General features: G+C 56.1%; 14 protein-coding genes. 8 read left to right on the plus strand and 6 right to left on the minus strand.

Annotation, left to right across the window (positions count from 1 at the left end):
* Positions 1–145 precede the first annotated feature (145 nt).
* Positions 146–1,180, plus strand: coding sequence for an AI-2E family transporter (locus tag WFK59_RS15550; protein WP_336756297.1), 1,035 nt, complete (start codon positions 146–148; stop codon positions 1,178–1,180).
* Here the strand turns inward: WFK59_RS15550 and WFK59_RS15555 are convergent.
* Positions 1,169–3,898, minus strand: coding sequence for a cation-transporting P-type ATPase (locus WFK59_RS15555; RefSeq protein WP_336756298.1), 2,730 nt, complete (start codon positions 3,896–3,898; stop codon positions 1,169–1,171). The genes WFK59_RS15550 and WFK59_RS15555 overlap by 12 nt on opposite strands.
* Positions 3,899–4,413: 515 nt before the next feature.
* Here WFK59_RS15555 and WFK59_RS15560 point away from each other — a divergent pair.
* The 3 genes from WFK59_RS15560 to WFK59_RS15570 are packed head-to-tail and all read left to right on the plus strand — an operon-like array spanning position 4,414 to position 9,516.
* Positions 4,414–5,502, plus strand: a complete 1,089-nt coding sequence (locus tag WFK59_RS15560) for an efflux RND transporter periplasmic adaptor subunit (protein ID WP_336756299.1) — start codon at positions 4,414–4,416, stop codon at positions 5,500–5,502.
* On the plus strand, positions 5,502–8,558 hold the full coding sequence (locus WFK59_RS15565) for an efflux RND transporter permease subunit (protein WP_336756300.1): 3,057 nt from the start codon (positions 5,502–5,504) through the stop codon (positions 8,556–8,558). The genes WFK59_RS15560 and WFK59_RS15565 overlap by 1 nt, the downstream gene beginning before the upstream one ends.
* Positions 8,551–9,516 (plus strand): acyltransferase family protein, encoded by a 966-nt coding sequence (locus WFK59_RS15570; protein ID WP_336756302.1) that lies wholly within the window; start codon positions 8,551–8,553, stop codon positions 9,514–9,516. Before WFK59_RS15565 ends, WFK59_RS15570 begins: the two co-directional genes overlap by 8 nt.
* Here the strand turns inward: WFK59_RS15570 and WFK59_RS15575 are convergent.
* The 4 genes from WFK59_RS15575 to WFK59_RS15590 form a co-directional block, all read right to left on the minus strand.
* Complete coding sequence (locus WFK59_RS15575) at positions 9,466–10,194, minus strand: DJ-1/PfpI family protein (protein WP_336756303.1); 729 nt, start codon at positions 10,192–10,194, stop codon at positions 9,466–9,468. The genes WFK59_RS15570 and WFK59_RS15575 overlap by 51 nt on opposite strands.
* A 54-nt stretch (positions 10,195–10,248) precedes the next feature.
* Entirely contained in the window at positions 10,249–11,157 is a 909-nt protein-coding gene (locus tag WFK59_RS15580; protein ID WP_233988532.1) for an alpha/beta hydrolase, read from the minus strand.
* A gap of 98 nt (positions 11,158–11,255) precedes the next feature.
* Positions 11,256–11,579, minus strand: coding sequence for an AzlD domain-containing protein (locus WFK59_RS15585; protein ID WP_233988531.1), 324 nt, complete (start codon positions 11,577–11,579; stop codon positions 11,256–11,258).
* Positions 11,576–12,244: an AzlC family ABC transporter permease gene (locus WFK59_RS15590; protein WP_233988530.1), complete on the minus strand. Its 669-nt coding sequence runs from the start codon at positions 12,242–12,244 to the stop codon at positions 11,576–11,578. Before WFK59_RS15590 ends, WFK59_RS15585 begins: the two co-directional genes overlap by 4 nt.
* A 110-nt stretch (positions 12,245–12,354) precedes the next feature.
* Between WFK59_RS15590 and WFK59_RS15595 the strand changes: the two genes are divergently transcribed.
* The 3 genes from WFK59_RS15595 (at position 12,355) to WFK59_RS15605 (ending at position 13,912) form a co-directional block, all read left to right on the plus strand.
* Positions 12,355–12,903: a helix-turn-helix domain-containing protein gene (locus tag WFK59_RS15595; RefSeq protein WP_233988529.1), complete on the plus strand. Its 549-nt coding sequence runs from the start codon at positions 12,355–12,357 to the stop codon at positions 12,901–12,903.
* Positions 12,904–13,128: 225 nt separating this feature from the next.
* The gene (locus tag WFK59_RS15600; RefSeq protein WP_233988528.1) at positions 13,129–13,404 is read left to right on the plus strand and encodes a type II toxin-antitoxin system RelE family toxin; all 276 of its coding nucleotides are present in this window, start codon (positions 13,129–13,131) and stop codon (positions 13,402–13,404) included.
* Positions 13,405–13,534: 130 nt separating this feature from the next.
* Positions 13,535–13,912 (plus strand): helix-turn-helix domain-containing protein, encoded by a 378-nt coding sequence (locus WFK59_RS15605; protein ID WP_233988527.1) that lies wholly within the window; start codon positions 13,535–13,537, stop codon positions 13,910–13,912.
* Between the two features lie 242 nt (positions 13,913–14,154).
* On the opposite strand, the gene WFK59_RS15610 is transcribed toward WFK59_RS15605, so the two are convergent.
* Entirely contained in the window at positions 14,155–14,517 is a 363-nt protein-coding gene (locus WFK59_RS15610; protein ID WP_233988526.1) for a hypothetical protein, read from the minus strand.
* 121 nt (positions 14,518–14,638) lie between these two features.
* Here WFK59_RS15610 and WFK59_RS15615 point away from each other — a divergent pair, with 121 nt between their 5' ends.
* Entirely contained in the window at positions 14,639–15,850 is a 1,212-nt protein-coding gene (locus WFK59_RS15615; RefSeq protein WP_336756306.1) for an NAD(P)/FAD-dependent oxidoreductase, read from the plus strand.
* Positions 15,851–15,852 lie beyond the last annotated feature (2 nt).

The raw sequence follows: 15,852 nt of genomic DNA on the forward strand, positions 1-15,852 counted from the left end.
AAAAAGGGCTGGCTTCCTGAATTTATCAACAGCCAGAACGGAAACCGTCACGCCTGCCGGATACACTGCCGTCTGACCTGACGCAAAGCACCGTCATCTGCCGCTCATCTATACTGCAAACTATCCTCAATCAAGGAGCGCCCTCATGGAACTGAGCTGGTTCACTCTCTGGCCGCCTCTGGCCCGCGTACTTTTTGTTCTCGCCTCACTCACTATCATTCTCAGCGGTTTGTATCTGGCCGCGCCGTGGATTAACCAGGTCCTGCTGGCGATGCTGTTATCGATCATGCTCGATCCGCTTATCAGCTGGCTGGAGAGGAAACGCATACCGCGCATTCTGTCGACCTTACTGGTCATTATTCTGATGCTGATGGTGGTGGTATTTACCATCATTAAACTGACGGTGCTGACCCCCGATCTGATGCAGCTCAGCCGTCAGGCACCGCTGCTGCTGGCAGCCCGGCTGGAACAGCTCACGCTTGTGTTCGCCCGGCTGGATATCGGCATGACGCCCGACCAGCTATTAACCTTTATCGATGCCGGTGCCGTGGTGCGGATTGTCACCGCTTTTCTGACGCAGATCCCCGGCGTTATCTCCTGGTGGATCATGGTTTTTCTGATGCTGCTGTTTATGTTGTATGAATTACCGTTGCTGAAACGCGCGCTTCAGCAGCGGGTAGCCGGAAAGCATCAGGCGATTTATCAGGCGTTGCAGGAAGGGATACTGAGCGTGATTGTTTATGCCCGCGTCAAAACCCTGACCAGCCTGCTGGGCGCGCTTATTGTCGGAACCGGCGCGCAATTGCTGGGTCTGAAATTTGCCTTTTTCTGGGGCGTGCTGATGTTTGTCTTTAACTATGTGCCGGTGCTGGGCTCGTTTCTGGCGGCGATCCCGCCGGTGATCCAGAGTTACATACTGTTTGATCTGCAGATGGCGCTGGCGGTGGCCGGCTTCTTTATGGTGCTGAATCTCTGTCTGAGTTCAGTCATTGAACCGCTGCTGATTGGAAAGCGGCTTGATATGTCCTTAACCAGCCAGCTGCTGGCGTTTCTGTTCTGGCAGGCACTGTTGGGCATAACCGGGGCAATACTGGCGATACCGTTAACCTATCTGATCAAAAAAGTCCTGCTGGCGGGCTATCCGCAACAGCAGGACTCACAGACAACATTAACGCAGTGAGGCGGCTTTATTACGCCATGAACGGGTCAGACGTTTTTCTATCTCGACCACGATGAAGATCGCCATACTGACAATCAGGGAGATCAGCCAGTAGTTGATCGGCAGCGGACGGGTGCCAAACAGCGTATTCATCAGCGGCACATAGATAATAATCGCCTGCAGCACGATCAGTACCAGCGTCACCAGCCAGATACCGCGGTTTTTCAGCAGACCGCGATCCAGTGAGAAGCCATCAGCGTTACGGCAGTTGAGCATATAGGCCCACTGTGCGGTAACCAGCATCTGCAGCAGCACGGTGCGGATAAATTCTGCACTGTAGCCACGCGGTTGCAGCCAGGCTTCCAGCACGAAGGCGCTGATGGAGATCAGCAGGCCGACAAACACCACGCGCCAGATGGCGTAACCATCCATGACGTGCGCTTTCACATTGCGCGGCGGACGCCGCATGGCATTCGCTTCCGCTGGTTCAAATGCCAGACCAAACGACAGCGTGGCAGAGGTCGCCATGTTCATCCACAAAATCTGCACCGGCGTTAGCGGCAGCAGGTTACCCATCAGGATGGCGATAATAATCAGCAAGCCCTGCGCCAGGTTAGTCGGCATGATGAACAGAATGGTCTTCTTGAGGTTGTCGTAAACCCGACGTCCCTCTTTTACCGCAGCGGCGATAGTGGCAAAGTTGTCGTCAGCCAGGATCATATCTGCCGCTTCTTTTGTCACTTCGGTGCCTTTAATCCCCATCGCAATACCGACGTTAGCCTGTTTCAGCGCCGGCGCATCGTTGACGCCGTCGCCGGTCATACCGACGATTTCGCCACTGGCTTCCAGCGCTTTTACCAGCCGCAGTTTATGTTCCGGGCTGGTACGGGCGAAGATATCGTAAGTTTTCGCCGCCTCAGCCAGCTCGGCATCGTTCATGTGTTCCAGCTGATAACCGGTGATGGCGGCCTGGCTGTTGCCGATACCCAGCATCTGACCGATCGCCATCGCGGTTTCCTGATGGTCACCGGTGATCATTTTGACGCGAATACCCGCCTGCTGGCACTCATCGATGGCCGCGATCGCTTCAGGGCGCGGCGGGTCCATCATGCAGGCAAGCCCCAGCAGCACCATGTCATGCTTCAGCTCATCATGATCGAGCGAGGTAACCGGCGCAGCGGTTTTCTTCCAGGCCGCGGCCACGGTGCGTAATCCTTCACTGGCGTAAGTCGTGATGGCTGCGTCCCAGTAAGCACGGTCAATCGGCTCGACGCCTTCCGGCGTTTGCTGCTGCTGACACAGATTCAGCAGCACATCGGGTGCGCCGGTCAGCAGCACATAGGATTCACCGCCGGCCACACAGCTGACCGACATATATTTATACAGGGAGTCGAACGGCAGTTTGCTGACTACCTCAACCGGCACGGCGCTGGTCATCCCCTTCGCCGCCAGCACTTTCAGCGCACCTTCGGTCGGGCCACCGACAATGGTCCAGTGTCCCTGATTGTCCTGACGAAGCTGACTTTCATTGCAGGTGTCTACCGCGTGCAGGAACTGTTGAAACAGCGGGTCCTGCGCCGCATTCGCGCCGTCGCCTGTAGCCTGCTCGGCAACAATCTCCCCTTTCGGTTCATAACTGTTGCCGCTGACGCGCCAGCGGCTTTTCGCCAGCACCACCGCTTTTACCGTCATCTCGTTCATCGTCAGCGTGCCGGTTTTATCCGAGCAGATCACGGACATCGCACCCAGCGTTTCAACGGTAGGCAGCTTGCGGATAATCGCCTGGGTACGCGCCATCGACTGCACGCCCAGCGACAGGATGATGGAAATAATAGCGGGCAACCCTTCCGGAACCGCAGCAACCGCCAGGCTGATAACCGACAGCGACAGTTCGCCCAGCGGAATATCGCGCAGCAGGTAGCCAAAAATGAACAGCGCCACCATCATCAGCAGGATGATGAAGAAGATCGCTTTCCCCAGCTTGTCGATCTGCACCAGCAGCGGCGTTTTCACCTCTTTAATGCCGCTGATCATCTCATTGATATGGCCGAGTTCGGTATCTCCTCCGCTGGCAATGACCACGCCCGCCGCAGTGCCTGAACTGACGGTGGTGCCTGAAAAGGCCAGATTCAGGCGATCGCCCAGCGATTTTTCGCCGCTCAGCGTATCGACACTTTTCGATACCACCGTCGACTCACCGGTCAGAATCGCCTCTTCAACCCGCAGATTGTTGACTTCGAACAGCCGCAAATCAGCCGGAATCTTATCGCCGGGCCGTAGCATCACCACATCGCCAATCACGATATCCCGCGTCGGCACGGTGACCTGCTTTCCATCACGCACCAGCATCGCCTCATTCGCCAGCATGTTCTGGATGCTTTTCAAAGATTTCTCGGCGTTGCTTTCCTGGATAAAACCGATGAGCGCATTGATGACAGCAACGCCGAGAATGACAAAGGTATCCACCCAGTGGCCCATGATCGCCGTGATCACCGCCGCTGCCAGCAGGATATAAATCAGTACATCTTTGAAATGCGCGATAAATTTTATCAGCGCCGATTTTTCCGCTTTTTGTGGCAGTGCGTTCGGACCATATTTCTTTAGCCGCTCCTGAGCGGTAGCGGAGGTTAATCCCGCTGAGGAACTTTGCAGGTCAGTAAATATCTCTGTCACACTACGCTGATACCAGGTACGCTCTGATAAAGCCGGCGCTTTATCCTGTTTTTCGTTGTTTAGCATATATAAACCCCGTGCCATTAAGCGATGAATTAAACGCGAAATTTAAAAAAATGCATTTTGCGGGATACGATACCCACAGGTAATGACCGACATCATTTTTCAGCAAAAAAGGTATGGTGGATGACAGGAAATGGCTAAATTAAATTTAACCTATATTATCAGAATGACAACGTTGTTTTTGTTTAACTCAGGTTTATACCTGTTCGTGCACTCTGCACCGTTTCAGATCGTGGCAGACAAAAGGAAACATTGATGAAAAAACAGAGCATTATCGTGCTTTGCGGTTTCGTTATTCTCGCGGTTGCCGCGACCACGCTGGTGGGGCTATTGACCTGGCTGGTCGTCTCGCAAATGGCAAACTAATAGGTAACAAACGAAGCGGCACTGCCGTCTGGCTAAAAATATTTTGAGTGCGTTAAACTTATTTTTAAATCGGTGGCGATAAGCATCAGGTAACTTTATTCCTCAACGCTTATTAAACCGCGGCTAAAATAGCTGATGTTAAGGCGAAGAAAATGATCAAACACAAAGTTATTTCCGTTTTGCTCTGTTGTGTTTTTATGACAGCGTGTGACGAGAAAAAAGAGCCTGATGCGCCACCTCCGCGCGTAATTAAAGTTTTCACCCTGGAAAGCAATCACGCCGAAAATATCCGTGTTTTTCCTGCGCGTATTCAGGCTGGTGACAACACCGATCTGGCTTTTAAGCGCGCAGGCCAGTTGGTTACGCTGGATATTCGTGACGGAACAACAGTAAAAGCGGGACAGACTCTCGCGACCCTCAACGACACCGAAGCGCAATTACGGGTGCGTGACCGTCAGACCAGCCTGCAACTGGCGGAACGTCAGTACCAGCGATTCCGCACGCTGGCACAGCGCAGTGCGGTTTCAAAGTCAGAGATGGATATCCAGACCGCCAATCGCGATGCGGCGGCAACGGCGTTAAAACTTGCCAGAGAAGAGTTACAGTTCCTCACGCTACGTGCTCCGTTTGATGGTGTGATCGCGCAGGTTCAGGTGCGGAATCATCAGGTGGTCGCGGCAGGTCAGCCTGTGGCGCTGCTGACCCGCGCAGACCTGCTGGATGTGATCTTTACCCTGCCAGAAACCCTGTTTGCCAGTCTGGATATCCAGAACATCTATTACCAGCCCGAAGTCCAGTTTAATGCGCTGCCGGGACGCGTCTTTAAGGCGCAATACAAGGAACACACCAGCCAGACCAACGCCGCCACGCTGACCTATCAGGTGGTGCTGACCATGCCGCGGCCGACAGATTTACCCGGCGTGGCGGGGCTGAGCGGCTCGGTGCGCGTCCAGTTGCACAATCTCCCCAACGCACCTGCCCAGCCTCGTCTGGTGGTGCCTGCCGCCGCCGTGTTTAATCCCAATCACAGCCCGACTAATCAGCCGCACGTCTGGCTGGTGGAACAACAGGGCGATGTGCTGCGGGTCAAAGATCGTCAGGTTGAGGTCGGCAGGCTGAGTGCGCAAGGTGTTGAGATTGTCAGCGGACTGCAGCCGGGTGATCGGATTGTCGCCGCCGGAGTTGGCGAACTGCGTGACGGTGAAGCGGTACGCATCTGGCAGCGCGAGCGGGGGTTATAATGCGTATTCAGCAGCATTTCCTCGATAAGCCGATCCGCTACTGGATGGTCATTCTGCTGCTGGGCGTGGGCGGAATTTATGCCCTGCTCAATATCGGACGACTGGAAGATCCGCTCTTTACCATCAAATCCGCGGTAATAGTGACCGCCTATCCCGGTGCCTCGGCGCAGCAGGTTGAGGAAGAGGTCACCCTGCCGCTGGAAAACGCCCTGCAACGTCTGCCTTCGCTGGATAATGTCAGTTCCATATCTGCAAATGGCCTGTCGCAGATCACCGTCAATATCCATACCCGTTATCTCGCCGATCAGCTACCCCAGATCTGGGACGAACTGCGTCGTCGGGTGGATGATGCAGCCCGCCAGTTTCCTCCGGGCGTTCAGGCACCGCTGGTGAATGACGATTTCGGTGATGTTTATGGCTACTTCTTTGTCATCCACGGCAAAGACTTCACCAACAGCGAACTGCGTAACTATGCCGATCAGCTGCGACGCGATCTGGTGCTGGTGCCTGGCGTGGCAAAAGTCGCGGTGGCGGGCGTTGAGCAGGAAGAGATACGCATTGCGCTCTCGGCCAGCAAAATGACCGCCTACGGCATGACACCGCAGCGGGTGGCCGATCTGCTCAGCCGCCACAACAGCGTGGCCAATGCCGGTAGCGTGCGGGTGGACAGTGAATCGATCCGTTTCCATCCCACTGGCGAACTGCAGACGCTTGAGGATCTGGCCAGCCTGCCGATTCTGCCCGCCGGCAGCCCGCAAAATGTTCATCTGCGCGACATCGCAACCCTGACGCGCGGCGTCACCGATAATCCGGCCAACCTCTACTTTGCCGATGGCGAAGCGGCCCTGGCTATCGGCGTCTCGTTTGCGCCTGGCGTTAACGTGATTGACGTGGGCGATGCGCTTTCAAACAAGCTGGCACGCTATCAGCAGGAGACGCCTGCGGGCATCAGCCTTAACGTGTTCTATAACCAGGCCCATGAGGTCAAGCAGTCGGTCGATGGCTTCATCCTTAACTTCCTGATGGCCCTGGCGATAGTGGTGGGTACGCTGCTGTTGTTTATGGGGCTGCGCAGCGGGCTGGTGATTGCCGCCTCGCTGGCACTCAACGTGCTGGGTACGCTGCTGATCATGGATCTGTTCAGTTTGGAGCTGCAGCGAATATCATTGGGAGCGTTAATTATTTCGCTGAGTATGCTGGTCGATAACGCCATCGTGGTGGTTGAAGGAGTCAAAATTGATCACCAGCGCGGCCAGCCGTTGCAGCAAGCGATGACCCGGATGATCCGGCGAAGCGCCCTGCCGCTGCTGGGCGCTACCGTGATTGCCATCATCGCCTTTGCCCCGATCGGCCTGTCGCAGGACTCCACCGGTGAGTATTGTAAATCACTGTTCCAGGTGTTGCTGATTTCGCTGATGCTGAGCTGGGTTACCGCCCTGACCTTAACGCCGGTGTTTATCCGCTGGAGCGAGCAGCGCCAGCCAACCCGTCAGCCAGAGCAGCAAGAGGCGCCCTATCAGGGCATCGTTTTCCGGCTTTACCGTCAGGCGCTGAGTGGTTTACTGCGTTTCAGGCTGACCACGCTGACGGTCATGGTGGCGTTGCTGGCACTGTCACTGTATGGCTTCGGTTTGGTGAAACAGAACTTCTTCCCCTCTTCCAGCACGCCGATCTTTTTTACCGATCTCTGGCTGCCCTACGGCACCGATATCCACTACACCGCTGACACAGCCGCCTCTGTTGCGCGTTATATCAATCAGGACCCGGCCACAGAAGCGACGGTCACCACCGTCGGTCAGGGCGCGCTGCGCTTTACGCTGACCTATGATGGCGCCCGCCAGTACAGCAACTTTGCGCAGATCATGGTGCGGGTGAAAGATGCCCGTCAGCTCGATGCGCTAGTGCTGAAAACGGAAGCCTATATTCAGCAGCACTATCCGCAGGTCAATGAGCGGATTAAACGCATTCAGTTTGGCAGCGCCAGCGACAGCGCCATCGCCCTGCGCGTGATCGGCCCTGACCCGGAAAAACTGCGCCACATTGCCAGCCAGCTGGATGCCATTTTCCTTGCGGATGGCACCACGTTCCCGGTACGCAATGACTGGCAGGAACGCAGCAAAGTCATCCGGCCGCTCTATTCAGCGCTGCGCGGTCAGGAGCTGGGCATTGATAAACGCGACATCGATCAGGCCCTGAGAATGAATTTCAGCGGTGATGCGGTGGGGATTTTCCGTGACGGCTCCCGCCTGATGCCGGTGATGCTCTATCCCACAGATGAAGAGCGACAGGATATCGACCATATCGCCAATATTCAGCTCTGGAGCGCCGCACTACAGCACTTCGTTCCGCTCAGTAATGTGATCGCCGACTTTCGGCTGGAATGGGAAAATCCGTTGATTATGCGCCGCGATCGGATGCGGGTGCTGACGGTGCAAACCGATCCCGATCCCGCCTCTGGCCTGACCGCTGCACAGATTGTGGCGCGGGTGAAGCCGCAAATCGATCAACTTGCCTTACCGAGCGGCTACCGGCTTGAATGGGGCGGCGAGCTGGAGAGTTCGCGTGAAGCGCAGAGTGGTTTGCTGAGTTCGCTTCCGGTGGGATTCCTGGCCATGTTCGTGATTACCATTCTGATGTTCAACTCGCTGCGCGACGCGCTGGCGATCTGGATCACCGTGCCACTGGCACTGATCGGCGTGACCTTTGGCTTCTTAATGACCGGCATTCCGTTTGGCTTTATGGCGCTGATAGGGCTGCTCAGCCTGTCGGGAATGCTTATCCGCAACGGCATCGTGCTGGTGGAGGAGATTCGTCTGTTCCAGCAGGAAAAACCGCTGCAGCAGGCGATCATTGATGCCGCAACCTCACGTCTGCGCCCGATTCTGCTTACCGCCTTTACCACGGTGCTGGGCTTGCTGCCGCTGCTGCGCGACGTCTTCTTCCAGAGCATGGCAGTGGTGATCATCTTTGGTCTGGGCTTCGCCACCGTTTTAACCCTGCTGGTGCTGCCGGTGATCTATCGCTGCTTCCACGGGCGGGAGGCGAAAAATGAATAAAAGCGGGCTGGCGATGCTGAAGATGCTGGCCTGCATCACTGCCGTCTCCTTTTTTACTTTTTATCAGAGTTACGACAGCTACCACTACGACTCGGATCTGGCGCTGAACGTGCTGAGCTTCGTCTCAACCATCGCCACGCCGCTCTATTTTTTACTGAGCGGCTATATGGATGCGGGCGAGCAGCATACGTCAGCCTGGCAACTGGGCAAAATCCGCCGCATTTTGCTGATTTTCCTCTTCTGGTTTAGCTTTTTCTGGTTTGCCGGCCTGCACAAGAAGGGCTATTTAATCCAGCCGTGGTTTGTGATCGCGTTAATCTTCATCTATGCCTCACATCCGCTGATCGACCGGCTGATCCGTACGCCTGGCAAGATGGCGCTGGGGATACTGCTGCTGCTGATCTTTGCCTTTGTCTACGATCTGATGGCCAGTCTCTACCCCAATCAGCGGGCGTTTTCACTGTTGCCGCAATACCGCATCTGGACCTGGGTGCTTTACTACCTGTCAGGACGGCTGATGGCGGCACCACAGGTGATACGCCTGCTGATGTCGCACCGCGTGATCAAAAGCAGCCTGCTGTTACTGCCCGCGGTCTGGCTGTTCACCTGGCTCTATGAGCGCTACTACTTCATCGCCCGTTTTTTTGCCACCAGCAATGAGGTCGTGCTCACCGGCTCGCAGGTTTACCTGCTGGTGCTGCTGATTGTGATCAGCATTAATGCCATCAGGCTGCCGGAAAACAGGCCGTGGATAACCTCATTTCTGACCACGCTGGGCAAAACCATGACCGGCGTTTACATCCTGCACTATCTGATCTTCAATCTGCTGGCACTGGCCATCAGGATTCAGACGCTGGGCGATAAACTGCTGGTGATCGCCCTGACGCTGCTGTTTTCGATGGTCATCTCACTGCTGATGCTGCGTATTCCCGGCGTTAGTAAACTGATCAGCCTGTAACCGAGCCGCCGCCTGTTCGGTAGCCTGACGACGCGTGGCGATAAAGGCTGCCATGCCCGCTCTCGCCTGTTCCACCTCTTCGGCCGGAGCGGTCCGGGGCGAACCACTGTTGAATGGTGGCGCCGGATCGTACTCCATCTGGAGCTGAATCGCCCTGGCAACGGCATCGCCACACAGTTCCGCCACCAGCGTCAGGGCAAAGTCGATACCGGAGGTCACGCCCGCGCCGGTAATGCGGTTCCGATCGCGTACCACCCGCTGGCTGACCGGTTCGGCACCCAGCAAAGCCAGCTGATCAATCGAACCCCAGTGCGACGTGGCGCGGTAACCCTGCAATAGTCCGGCTGCGCCCAGCACCAGCGAGCCGGTGCAAACTGACGTCACGCGCTGAGCCTGACTGGCCTGCTGACGCAGAAAGTTCAGCGTTTCACTGTCTGACATCAGCGCAATCTGTCCCGGACCGCCAGGCACGAAGATCACATCCAGCGGCGGGCAGGCATCGAACGTCACGGTGGGTAAAATCGATAAGCCGCGATCGGAGCGAACCGGCTGCAAATCTTTCCAGATCAGATGACAGGCAAACTGCGGCGTGCGGGCAAAAACTTCCCACGGACCGGTTAAGTCCAGTTGGGTGACATCAGGAAACAGCAACAGACCAATCTGTAGCGGGCAGCTCATAAAAGGCTTCCTCCGGGTATAAACAAACATCATGCGCAGGTTAGCCGGCGGTGATCAATCTTTTGAACCGGAGACGATTTTTAACGTATCCGCCAGCGAGGACGGCAGGATCTGACCGTGGCTTAGCCCGGCATAATGGGTCAGATGCAGCGTAGCACCGGTCTGGCGCAGAACAGGTATCAGCTCAGCCTCTTCCTGTTGCAGGTCATCAGAATGCCCGGCGCGCCGCTCGGTGACGCCGTCGCTCTCCATCAGGTAGAGAGATAATGGCTGCAGTGAATGGGGATCGGCACGCCGTGCCAGTTCGATGATGCGTTGATCGTTCCAGCCCAGCGACGGAGCGGCCGCAAAGTAATGGCTGAACCAGGCGGCCTGGTAAAAGGTATCCAGCACGAACAGACCGCCGTAGGAGTGGCCCCATAAGCCGCGCTGATGGGGATCGCTGGCTGCCTGTGCTTCAACCCAGGGTACGATGCTGTTCAGCAGCAGCTGTCGAAACAGATGGCTGCCGCCGCCCTTGCGACCCTGCGGCATGTTGACTATCGGGTCTGGCGCGTCGTCAGGTGGCGTGTAATCGTAGCTGCGCGCCACCACGTCAAATGGCAGATTGCTGTCATAACCCACCGCCACCAGCACCGGTGACGAGCCACGGCGTAATTGTTTCAGCTGGCTTTCCGTCAGCTGCGCCATCGCCGCGTTACCGTCCAGCATATAGAGCACCGGATAGCCTGAGGAAGGAGCCGCCATTTTCGGAATACCGAGCCAGACCCGGTAATGTCGCTTCCCGTCCTGCGAGTCAAAGGTTCTGCTCTCGAAGCGATACCACGCCGAGCCTTTGTCGGCGATATTTTCGCCCAGAGGGCGCAGATCGGGGCGCGCAGCGGCGGGATTCACCGTGAAAACGCTCGCCATCGCGAGCAGCAGCGGCAGGACATAACCCCGGAAGGTTCGGGCTGTATTCATTCAGCAACGCCTGTTCAGTGTTGAGTAAAACTTAACTGACCGGCATCCTAACAAATATCCACCGCGAAAAAATCCCGCGTTTGATAGGGTTATCGCGGTCAGGGTAGACCTAAGTAGCGCAGCAACGCGGTCATCAGCGCCGCACCGAGAATAATGATAATCAGCGGTGCACGACGCCACGCCAGCAACAGCGCAAATCCAACACCCAGCACCCGCGCCATACCGGAAAAATGCTGACCTTCGAACAGTGTGGTGGTGGCAGCGACGGCGAACAGCAGCATGGTGGCAGCGTCTGACAGCATCTGCTGGCTGCGCTCACTGAGCGGTAAGCGATTTCCCAGCCTGACACCGGCGAAGCGCATCAGCCAGGTTCCGGCCGCCAGCAGGGCAATTCCGGCAACGATCATCGTCTGGTGGCTCATTTGCGCGATCTCCATGCCAGCAGGCCGAGCAGCGAGAACAGCACCGGCATTCCCGCCGGGACCAGCGGTGTCGCCAGTAGCGACAGTGAAGCGCCCAGCATGGCGGGAATACGGGTGCGGCGCTGACGCAGCGCCGGAAAAATCAGGGCAATCAGGATGGCAGGAAACACCGCATCCAGCCCGATGACTGAGGTATCGGGAATAAACTGACCGATGGCCGCTCCGGTCATCACGCTGATCGGCCATATTAAACCGATCCCGATGCCGCACAGCCAGTAGGCGATGCGGCGCTGCGCCAGTTTTGGCTGTGAAATACCAAACACCACACTTTCATCATTCATGATATGGCAGCCCAGCAAGCCGACCGGACCGCGTCCTGCCAGATCTTTGACTGCGATACCAAAGGGCAAATGGCGGGCATTGACCAGCAGGCCCGCCGCGGCGGCGGTAAACGGACTGCCACCGCCCGCCACGATACCGATAAATAAAAACTCTGACGCTCCCGCCAGTACCAGCGTGGAGAGCGCCAGCGGTACCCACAGCGGAAAACCGTCGGCGGTTGCCAGCGAACCGTAGGATAACCCCACAATGCCATCCGCCAGACAGACCAGAAAAATGGCCTTCACCACCCCTTTGTCCAGCAATTTTATTTGTGAAAACAGCATGACCTGATCTCATAATGAACGAATTACACATTATAATGAACACCGACAGATGCATTTACAAGTCGAACATTACGTTCGTTATAAAAAACGATCAGGAAAATGGAGTTCATTTGAATACCCCTATCAGCATCATTGCTAACGCGCTGGTCCGTGAACGTCAGCGGGCCGGTTTATCACTGGCGGAAGTGGCTCGCCGCGCGGGTATCGCTAAATCCACCCTGTCGCAGCTGGAAGCGGGCAATGGTAATCCCGGCATCGAAACGCTGTGGTCACTGTGCGTAGCCCTGAATATTCCCTTTTCACGCCTGATGGAACCGGAAGCCCGCCGTATGCAGGTGATTCGCCGGGGTGAAGGGCCAACGGTAACCGCCGATTTAGCCGATTATCAGGCGGTGTTGCTGGCGACCTGCCCGCCAGGCGCCCGACGGGACCTCTATCTGTTGCAGGTTCAGCCCGGCAGCGATCGCTGTTCTCAGCCGCACTCCCCTAACACCAACGAGCACATCATCGTGGCTAAGGGCCGGGCGCTCGTCGGTCCGGTCGATTCCCCGGTCGAACTGAATGTGGGCGACTACATCACTTACCCGGGCGATGAGCCGCATATTTTCCGGGCGCTGGAAGCAGATACTCTGGCGTTACTGGTGATGGAGCACCTCTGACGGAGGTTTAGCCATTTTTTGCCGCGTCGCCTCAGGTGTGAGGTGATGCACCCGCTGAACCTCGCTGTTAAGTTCAATTGCCGGAGAGTGTCCGCAGTACGTCACTCGCGCATTACCCTATGACTAAAATCGATTTTTTATAACCATCCACTTTCAATCATGACTGAATATAGTTATATTTAAGCCTGATTCAGTCTTTTCTTTAATCACATGGAAGGGTGAGAGATGCCAGAAATTAACTGGACAAAAAAGGCATCGAAACAACTTTCAGCGCTACCTAAAAAAGAGGGTGATGCCATTGAGGACGCGGTGGAAGAGCTCGCGAAATGGCCTGAAATTCCACATTTGAAAGTTGAAAAGCTGACCGACGACAAGGAGAAGCGAATGAAGCTGGTGGTAGGTAACTATCGTGTTCTCTGGAAGATTGAAAAAGGTCAGCCCGTGGTGATTGATATTCTGGAAGTACTGAGAAGAACATCGACGACCTACAAAAAGCGCTGACAGGATGGTGAAGAGAAACCGCCTTGCCGATCTCTTCATTTTGTTCTCTGCAGACAAAAACACGCGACAGTAATATCCAGTGGATGACCAGAATACCGGGCTTGCCGCTACCGTATAGGAGTAAGCACTCATGTCAGTTATACAGTTTCTCACCGACGACCGCGGGAATCGTACCAGTGCCGTTATCCCTATCGAGCTATTCAACAAGTTAATGGCCGAAAGCCATTTATCAGAAGAAGCGTTTGAGCCTGTTCCATACCAGGCTGGGCCTGACGATGATGAAACAATTCCTCATGAGGTTCTGAAAATCAGTCGCAGACAGTCTGTTCCTTTGCATGTTGCCTGGCGCTTACACCGCAAAATGTCACAGGAAGACGTTGCAACTGCGTTGGGAATAACTCAGGCCGGCGTTTCTAAATTAGAATCAAGAAAAAAACCGCAAAAACAAACACTTGAAAAATTAGCCACTTTATATCAATGCAGAACAACACAACTTTATATTGATTGAATTAGCGCCTTATTCACCCGCGATTTCGCGGGTTTTTTATTGCTGAAACAAAATCGGGTGCGGTAAATGGTGCCTTTGCCGCTGTTTTGCATCAGCCTGTAAAATCTATCTGATCGCCTTTATGTGATGAGGAACTCAAATTTGCGCAGGTTGCGAAAGGCTTCACGCGCACTCTGGCTCTGCCGTTATCAGGCGATCTCATAGTCGATAGAAGCCATGCGCGAGAAGCAGATACTCTGGCGTTACGGGTGATGGAGCACCTCTGACGCAGATTTAGCCATTTTTTGCCGCGTCGCCTCAGGTGTAAGGTGATGCACCAGCTGAACCTCGCTGTTAAGTTCAATTGCCGGATAGTGTTCACGCATTCCGGCCAGCAGTACCTCATCCGGCCACTCTGCCTGTTTTCCCAGCCTCTCCGCTGCCGCACTGAGTGGCAGCGTCTCAACTTTCGTCACCCATACCACCAGCGTGTCGGCAGGGTTTTGCTGATTGTAGTAGCGAAGCGGACCGGGATGGATATCCCCTTCCTGCCAGCGCAGGGTATGCGTTTTTTCACCGTGTCGGACAGCGGGCAACAGGCGCGGAACAATGGAGAGTTGTTGCATTTTGGCTCCCGGTTAAGTTAATCCTTTCTATCCAGCCTGAACTGAACAGGTCACCTGAATCAAACCATCGACAGCTATCGGCGACGCCCGCTGCATCGATCAATTCCGGAGAAAACTGACTATGCCTCAAAAGACTGTGCGACAACACACTGCACCACAACGTATTGCCGTGATCGGTGCCGGCGTGCTGGGCTTAGCGGTTGCGCGATCGCTGGCCAGCCAGGGCGCGCAGGTCACGGTTTTTGACAAACGCTATCCCGGAAGCGGCACCAGCCAGATCAGCTACGGCTGGGTCAATGCTAACGGCAAAGATCCCGCCAGTTATCACCGGCTCAACGCGGCGGCGATTGACGAGCATAAGCGCTGGCAGGCAGAGCATCCTGCGCCTGCGCCCTGGCTGCTGGAAACCGGCACACTGGAGTGGGCGACGCATCCGGCCATTCATCGCCAGCTGGAACAGCGCGTGGCTAAGCTCAGGGCGCTCGGCTACCCGGCAGAAAGCTGGGATCGCGCCAGGCTGCAGGCTGCTTTGCCGGAGCTGCGGCCCGATCCCCGGGTGCAGAATGCCTGGTTCTTCTCCTCTGAATGCCTGCTCTATCCCAGCCTGTTCATTGCCCGGATGCTGGCCGATCTGCGGACGCTGGGCGCTAAACTGGTCTGCCATGACGAAGTGACCACACTGTCCACCTCCGATCAGGGTGTTGATCTGACGCTTGCCAGTGGCGAGCGCTGGCAGGGCGATCAGCTGGTGCTGGCGACCGGCCGCTGGTCCGCCGAACTGCTGGCGCAGTGCGGTTTTGAACTGGCGATGACCGAAGCTAACCGGGCCAACCCTGCCGCCTGTAGCTTTCTGGCTTATACAGAGCCGCTGCCGATTCAGCTCAGCAGCAATATTATTACGCCGGAGCTGAATGTCCGGCCCGATGGCGGCGGCCGCCTGATGCTGCAGGCGCTGGATCTGGATCAGCATGCCGATCCGGCGCGTCCGGTGGCGGTGGATGGGATGATCGGGAACGAAATGCTGCGGCGACTGCGCCGGTTGTTCGCTAACAGTCAGGATGCGCGCATCGAGCGGATTGAGGTGGGACAGCGATCCCGTCCGGCTGATGGCTTGCCGGCGATAGGATATGTCAGCGGGCTGGCGCGGGTTTATCTGATGGTCAGTCACAGCGGTATGACGCTGGCACCGCTACTCGGCAGGCTGGTCGCCGGGGAGATGTTAAGCGGCGCACGTCCGGCGATGCTGACTGACTTTGCACCGGATCGGTTAGTGCGCCCGCTTATTGAGGATGATAAAAACGCTGCGCCTGCTTATCTTCCGGCGGCGCAGTAAAT

Source organism: Pantoea sp. USHLN298 (assembly GCF_037149395.1).
Lineage (GTDB): Bacteria > Pseudomonadota > Gammaproteobacteria > Enterobacterales > Enterobacteriaceae > Pantoea > Pantoea astica.

What these genes read in the sequence shown, in the direction of transcription:
- WFK59_RS15550 (WP_336756297.1), top strand. Translation starts at nt 146, where the DNA reads ATGGAACTGAGCTGGTTCACTCTCTGGCCGCCTCTGGCCCGCGTACTT.
- WFK59_RS15555 (WP_336756298.1), bottom strand. Translation starts at nt 3,898, where the DNA reads ATGCTAAACAACGAAAAACAGGATAAAGCGCCGGCTTTATCAGAGCGT.
- WFK59_RS15560 (WP_336756299.1), top strand. Translation starts at nt 4,414, where the DNA reads ATGATCAAACACAAAGTTATTTCCGTTTTGCTCTGTTGTGTTTTTATG.
- WFK59_RS15565 (WP_336756300.1), top strand. Translation starts at nt 5,502, where the DNA reads ATGCGTATTCAGCAGCATTTCCTCGATAAGCCGATCCGCTACTGGATG.
- WFK59_RS15570 (WP_336756302.1), top strand. Translation starts at nt 8,551, where the DNA reads ATGAATAAAAGCGGGCTGGCGATGCTGAAGATGCTGGCCTGCATCACT.
- WFK59_RS15575 (WP_336756303.1), bottom strand. Translation starts at nt 10,194, where the DNA reads ATGAGCTGCCCGCTACAGATTGGTCTGTTGCTGTTTCCTGATGTCACC.
- WFK59_RS15580 (WP_233988532.1), bottom strand. Translation starts at nt 11,157, where the DNA reads ATGAATACAGCCCGAACCTTCCGGGGTTATGTCCTGCCGCTGCTGCTC.
- WFK59_RS15585 (WP_233988531.1), bottom strand. Translation starts at nt 11,579, where the DNA reads ATGAGCCACCAGACGATGATCGTTGCCGGAATTGCCCTGCTGGCGGCC.
- WFK59_RS15590 (WP_233988530.1), bottom strand. Translation starts at nt 12,244, where the DNA reads ATGCTGTTTTCACAAATAAAATTGCTGGACAAAGGGGTGGTGAAGGCC.
- WFK59_RS15600 (WP_233988528.1), top strand. Translation starts at nt 13,129, where the DNA reads ATGCCAGAAATTAACTGGACAAAAAAGGCATCGAAACAACTTTCAGCG.
- WFK59_RS15605 (WP_233988527.1), top strand. Translation starts at nt 13,535, where the DNA reads ATGTCAGTTATACAGTTTCTCACCGACGACCGCGGGAATCGTACCAGT.
- WFK59_RS15610 (WP_233988526.1), bottom strand. Translation starts at nt 14,517, where the DNA reads ATGCAACAACTCTCCATTGTTCCGCGCCTGTTGCCCGCTGTCCGACAC.
- WFK59_RS15615 (WP_336756306.1), top strand. Translation starts at nt 14,639, where the DNA reads ATGCCTCAAAAGACTGTGCGACAACACACTGCACCACAACGTATTGCC.